The sequence below is a fragment of the Burkholderia sp. MR1-5-21 genome (genome assembly GCF_053427715.1).
In genome coordinates this window covers 1-5,707 of record NZ_JBSAXD010000071.1, presented here as the reverse complement: position 1 = coordinate 5,707, position 5,707 = coordinate 1, and the positions used below count along the sequence as shown (strand labels likewise).

Annotated in this window: 6 protein-coding genes; 4 read left to right on the top strand and 2 right to left on the bottom strand. The window is 69.0% G+C overall.

All coding sequences use genetic code 11. The annotated features are described in order from the left end of the window. Window positions 1-73: 73 nt before the first annotated feature. Both sodB and xseA read right to left on the bottom strand, forming a co-directional pair. Window positions 74-652 (bottom strand): superoxide dismutase [Fe], encoded by a 579-nt coding sequence (sodB, locus tag ACV229_RS40355; RefSeq protein WP_448088625.1) that lies wholly within the window; start codon window positions 650-652, stop codon window positions 74-76. A gap of 226 nt (window positions 653-878) precedes the next feature. Further along, a complete protein-coding gene (xseA, locus tag ACV229_RS40350) occupies window positions 879-2,261 on the bottom strand; it encodes an exodeoxyribonuclease VII large subunit (protein ID WP_448088624.1) in 1,383 nt (460 codons plus the stop codon). Window positions 2,262-2,722: 461 nt separating this feature from the next. On the opposite strand from xseA, the gene lpxK reads away from it, so the two are divergent. The 4 genes from lpxK to adk all read left to right on the top strand — a co-directional run bounded on the left by lpxK (window position 2,723) and on the right by adk (window position 5,667). Beyond that, a complete protein-coding gene (gene lpxK / locus ACV229_RS40345) occupies window positions 2,723-3,751 on the top strand; it encodes a tetraacyldisaccharide 4'-kinase (RefSeq protein WP_448088623.1) in 1,029 nt (342 codons plus the stop codon). Further along, window positions 3,732-3,926 (top strand): Trm112 family protein, encoded by a 195-nt coding sequence (locus tag ACV229_RS40340; RefSeq protein WP_006482216.1) that lies wholly within the window; start codon window positions 3,732-3,734, stop codon window positions 3,924-3,926. The genes lpxK and ACV229_RS40340 overlap by 20 nt, the downstream gene beginning before the upstream one ends. 79 nt (window positions 3,927-4,005) lie before the next feature. Next, window positions 4,006-4,797, top strand: a complete 792-nt coding sequence (gene kdsB, locus ACV229_RS40335) for a 3-deoxy-manno-octulosonate cytidylyltransferase (RefSeq protein ID WP_448088622.1) — start codon at window positions 4,006-4,008, stop codon at window positions 4,795-4,797. Window positions 4,798-5,004: 207 nt separating this feature from the next. After that, a complete protein-coding gene (adk, locus tag ACV229_RS40330; RefSeq protein WP_448088621.1) occupies window positions 5,005-5,667 on the top strand; it encodes an adenylate kinase in 663 nt (220 codons plus the stop codon). Window positions 5,668-5,707: the final 40 nt, after the last annotated feature.

The following is a 5,707-nucleotide window of genomic DNA, read 5'->3' as shown; positions in this document are numbered from 1 at the left end:
AAAAAGCCCTCGAACGAGGGCTTTTTCGGGATGCCGCGCGCCCTGTGCAGGCCGCGGCAAATGTGCCGGTGACTTACGCGAAGTTCTGCGCGGCGAAGTCCCAGTTCACGATGTTCCAGAACGCTTCGACGAACTTCGGACGTGCGTTGCGGTAGTCGATGTAGTACGCGTGTTCCCACACGTCGATCGTCAGCAGCGCCTTGTCTGCCGTCGTCAGCGGGGTTGCCGCGTTGCTCGTCGACACGATGTCGAGCGAACCGTCGGCCTTCTTCACGAGCCATGCCCAGCCCGAGCCGAACGTGCCGACTGCAGCCTTCGTGAACGCTTCCTTGAACGCGTCGTACGAACCCCACTTCGCGTTGATCGCGTCGCCGAGCGCGCCCGTCGGTGCGCCGCCGCCGTTCGGCGACAGGCTGTTCCAGAAGAACGTGTGGTTCCAGATTTGCGCGGCGTTGTTGAAGATGCCGCCCGACGACTTCTTCACGATCTCTTCCAGCGACAGGTTCTCGAATTCCGTGCCGGGGATCAGGTTGTTCAGGTTCGTCACATAAGCCTGGTGATGCTTGCCGTAGTGGTACTGGATCGTCTCTTGCGAGATGGTCGGCGCGAGCGCGTCTTCAGCGTACGGGAGCGGCGGGAGCGTATGAGCCATGGCGATTCCTTCGTTGAGTATGTAGGGAGGCTGTGTTGAATGCTGCCGAGCGTCCGATTGTAGGCGAGGAAGAATAACCCCGCAAACTCATGGGCCATTTATCCGCGGTATGCGGAAAACCGGCGTTCGCGCATCGTCCGACGGGGTGAACCCGATGCGCGCCGCGCCGGCAGCGCGAGCAATGCGTGGCAGGCGACGTGCCCGGCCGCCTGCGTCCGACATTCCGTCAGAACGTATCCGACAATCGCGGCTGCACGTCGGCGAGCGACACGTCCGCCGAGCCTTCGGCGAGATGCACGGTCAGGCGCCGCTGCGGCTTCAGCGCGCTCGGCGCGCGCACCGCGCGGCCCGTCTGCGCATCGATGAGCGCCGCATAGCCGCGCTCGAGCGTACGTTGCGGGCTCAGCACCTCGAGCCGCGCCGCGCAGGCGGCCACGCGCGCCGTGTCGCGCTCGTGACGGCGCTGCAGCGCGACCGTGAGTCGCTGCGACAGCCCGGTGAGCGCGTGGCGCGGCTGCGTCACGTCGGGCCGCGCGCGCTGCCAGCGCAGCTGCGCGAGCGCGAACCGCGCGCGGGCGTCGCGCACGGGCCGTGCCGCCGCGGACGCGAGACGCACCGCGAGCTGCTCGACATGCGTGCGCTGCCGCTGCAGCCGTTCCGCCGGACTGACGAGCCGGCGCGCGAGCCAGTCGAGCTGCTGCGCGCGCTGCTCGAGCGTGCGGCGCATCCCGCGCACGAGCGCGCCCTGCCGGTCGCCGACCTCGCGCAACAGCAGCGCGCGCTGCGGGCTCGCGAGCTCGGCCGCGCCGGTCGGCGTCGGCGCGCGCACGTCGGCGGCGAAATCCGCGATCGTGAAATCGGTTTCGTGGCCGACGCCGCTGACGACCGGCAACGCGCTCGCGGCAATCGCCCGCGCAAGCGCTTCGTCGTTGAACGACCACAGATCCTCGATCGAGCCGCCGCCGCGGCACACGAGCAGCACGTCGACCTCGCGCCGCGCGTTGGCGGTCTCGACCGCCGCGACGAGCTTCTCGGCCGAGCCTGCACCTTGCACGGGCGCCGGATAGACGATCACCGGAATGTGCGGCGCGCGACGCGCGAGGGTCGTCAGCACGTCGCGCAGCGCGGCGGCCTGCAGCGACGTAACGATGCCGATCGCGCGCGGATGCGCGGGCAGCGGCCGCTTGCGCTCCGGCGCGAACAGACCCTCGGCCTCGAGCTGCGCCTTGAGCCGCAGGAACGCCTCGAACAGGCGCCCCTGCCCCGTGCGCCGGACGGCTTCGACATTGAGCTGCACCTCGCCGCGCGGCTCGTACATCGTGACCACGGCGCGCACCTCGATCCGGTCGCCTTCGCGCGGCGTGAATTCCGCATACTGCGCGCGGCCGCGGAACATCACGCAGCGCATCTGCGCCTGCTGGTCCTTGATCGAGAAATACCAGTGGCCGCTCGCGGCGCGCGTGAAGTTCGACACTTCGCCCGCGACCCACAACAGCGGGAACGAGCGCTCGAGCATCGTGGAAATCGCGCGGTTGAGCGCCGAGACGGGGATGACTTCGTCGCCGCCGCGCGCCGCGCCCGGCGCGGCAAAAGGGGAATCGGAGAGCATGGACGATCGGATGAATGCTGGCGGCGACACGATAGTCCGACATCGGCCGGGCGTCCAGCGGCGCGCGAGTGCATTGCACAACGCGAAAAGTGTCCACATGCCGGCATTCGCCTGCCCAAACCCGCAAAAAACCCCGCAAAATGCCAGACAATTGATGCCAACGCGTTGATTTTTATAAAGTTTTAAACATTTTGGAATGATTCTCATCCGATTCGAGCCCCGCCGGACGGGCGTGTGCGGCGTTCGACGGGCGGGTTTTTCACAGAGTTATCCACAGGCCCGCCTGATCCATCCCCATTGGCGCTTCTGCCCGCTTACGCTTGCCGCGCCGGCGTGCCGCGCGCTAGAGTGCCGCCTTCCGAGAGACCCCTCGGCTCGCACTGCAACAACGGAGAATACGGAGAATTCGCCTTGACGACCCCGTTCCACGCCGTGGCGCCGCACGCGCCGCGCCCCGCCCGATGAGCGCGCCCGGCGGCCCGCTCGCCCGCCTCGAGGCGGGCCTCACGCGCGAATGGCAACGCCGCGGCGCGCTCGCGTGGGCGCTCACGCCGCTCGCGTGCGTGTTCGGCCTGTGCGCGGCACTGCGCCGCACGGCCTATGCGCAAGGATGGAAGAAACCGGTCGACGTGGGCGTGCCGGTCGTCGTGGTCGGCAACGTGACCGTCGGCGGCACCGGCAAGACGCCGACCGTGATCGCGCTCGTCGACGCGTTGCGCGCGGCGGGCTTCACGCCCGGCGTCGTGTCGCGCGGCTACGGCGCAGACGTCCGGACCCCGACCGCGGTGACGCCCGGGTCGCGCGCGAGCGAGGCCGGCGACGAGCCGCTGCTGATCGCCCGCCGCACCGGCGCGCCGGTGTGGGTGTGCCCCGACCGCGTCGCCGCCGCGCAGGCGCTGCGCGCCGCGCATCCGGACGTCGACGTGATCGTCAGCGACGACGGGCTGCAGCACTACCGCCTCGCGCGCACGGTCGAGCTCGTCGTGTTCGACCACCGCCTCGGCGGCAACGGCTTCCTGCTGCCGGCCGGGCCGTTGCGCGAACCGCTGTCGCGGCATCGCGACGCGACGCTCGTCAACGATCCGTACAGCGGCGCGCTGCCGCCGTGGCCAGACACGTACGCGCTGAAGCTCGCGCCCGGCGCCGCCTGGCATCTCGACCGGCCGGCGCTGCGCCGCCCGCTGTCGCAATTCGCCGGCGAGCGCGTGCTCGCGGCGGCCGGCATCGGCGCGCCGGAGCGCTTCTTCGCGACGCTGCGCGCGGCGGGCCTCGCGCCCGCGACCCGCGCGCTGCCCGACCACTACGGGTTCGCCGACAACCCGTTCGTCGACGAGCAAGTCGACACGATCCTGATCACCGAGAAGGATGCAGTAAAATTGGGCGCTTCCTGGCGCGACGTTCGGATCTGGGTCGTCCCGGTCGAAGCCGCGCTCGATCCTCGCCTCATTGCCCTCGTTGTGGAGAAACTCCGTGGACGCTCGCCTGCTTGAAATCATCGTGTGCCCTATTTGCAAAGGCCCGCTCCACTATGACCGCGCCGCGCAGGAACTGATCTGCAACGCCGACAAGCTCGCCTACCCGATTCGCGACGGCATTCCCGTGATGCTCGTCGACGAAGCGCGCCAGACCGTCGAAGGCACGCCGGTCGATCCGGCCGGCCGCTGAATTTTCGGCCCGGGCCCCGCGCGGCCCCGCCGCTTGGCGGGCGCCGCCCGCCGCACCCCTCATACGATTTGCCTGTCCGATGACTCACCCGCAGCCCTTCATTGCCGTCATTCCCGCCCGGCTCGCCTCGACCCGGCTTCCGAACAAGCCGCTCGCCGATCTCGGCGGCAAGCCGATGGTCGTGCGCGTCGCCGAACGGGCGCGCGAAGCCGGCGCGCAGCACGTGCTCGTCGCATCCGATGCGCAGAGCGTGCTCGACGCCGCGCGCGACCACGGCTTCGACGCGGTGCTCACGCGCGCCGACCATCCGTCCGGTACCGACCGCCTCGCCGAAGTCGCCGCGACGTTCGGCTGGAGCGACGACACGGTCGTCGTCAACGTGCAGGGCGACGAACCGCTGATCGACCCGGTGCTGGTCCGCGACGTAGCGTCGCACCTCACCGCGCATCCGGCATGCGCGATCGCGACTGCCGCGCACCCGATCCACACCGCGGCCGACGTGTTCAACCCGAACGTCGTGAAGGTCGCACTCGACGCGCAGGGCGTCGCGCTGTACTTCTCGCGTGCGCCGATTCCGTGGAGCCGCGACGCGTACCAGCCGCATTGGCCGGACGTGCCGGCCATGCCCGCACCGGCGTTTCCGGTGTATCGGCACATCGGCCTCTATGCGTATCGTGCGCGTTTCCTGCGCACGTATCCGTCGCTCGCGCAGGCGCCGATCGAGCAGGCCGAGCAGCTCGAACAGCTGCGCGCGATGTGGCACGGCGAACGGATCGCGGTGCTGATCACCGAGCGCGCGCCGGAAGCCGGCATCGACACGCCGGCCGATCTCGCGCGCGTGCAGGCCCTTTTTCGGCCGGATTCAAAATAACCCGTGGCATAATCAGGCGATTGTGCGAGCCGTCCGCGATCCGCGCGTGCCCGCTTGACCCCGCCGCGGCCCTGCCGGCAGCCGCGCGTCGCTTGAGCCGACGCGCCGCGTCAGACCGGTCCGCCGCGTGCCAGGCAAGCTGCCGCGCACTGCGTCGCCGACACCTTCGAGTCTCGCCACACGAATCTACATACTGGAGATATCACCATGCGTTTGATCCTGTTGGGCGCGCCCGGCGCGGGAAAGGGCACCCAGGCAAACTACATCAAGGAAAAATTCGGCATCCCGCAAATCTCGACGGGTGACATGCTGCGTGCGGCCGTGAAGGCCGGCACGCCGCTCGGCGTCGAAGCGAAGGGCTTCATGGACGCCGGCAAGCTCGTACCGGACGAGCTGATCATCGGCCTCGTCAAGGAGCGCCTGAAGGAAGCGGACTGCGCGAACGGCTACCTGTTCGACGGCTTCCCGCGCACGATCGCGCAGGCCGACGCAATGAAGGACGCCGGCGTCGCGATCGACTACGTGCTCGAGATCGACGTGCCGTTCTCGGAAATCATCGAGCGCATGAGCGGCCGCCGCACGCACCCGGCCTCGGGCCGCACCTATCACGTCAAGTTCAATCCGCCGAAGGTCGAAGGCAAGGACGACGTGACGGGCGAAGCGCTGATCCAGCGCGACGACGACAAGGAAGAAACGGTCAAGAAGCGCCTCGAAGTGTACGAAGCGCAAACCAAGCCGCTGATCACCTACTACGGCGACTGGGCGCAGCGCGGCGAGGAAAACGGCCTGAAGGCGCCGCAATACCGGAAGATCTCCGGTCTCGGCACCGTCGACGAGATCCGCGACCGTGCGTTCGACGCGCTGAAGTAAGCCGCGCCGCCCCGCGTTGAAGAAACCGCCCGTCCCGGGC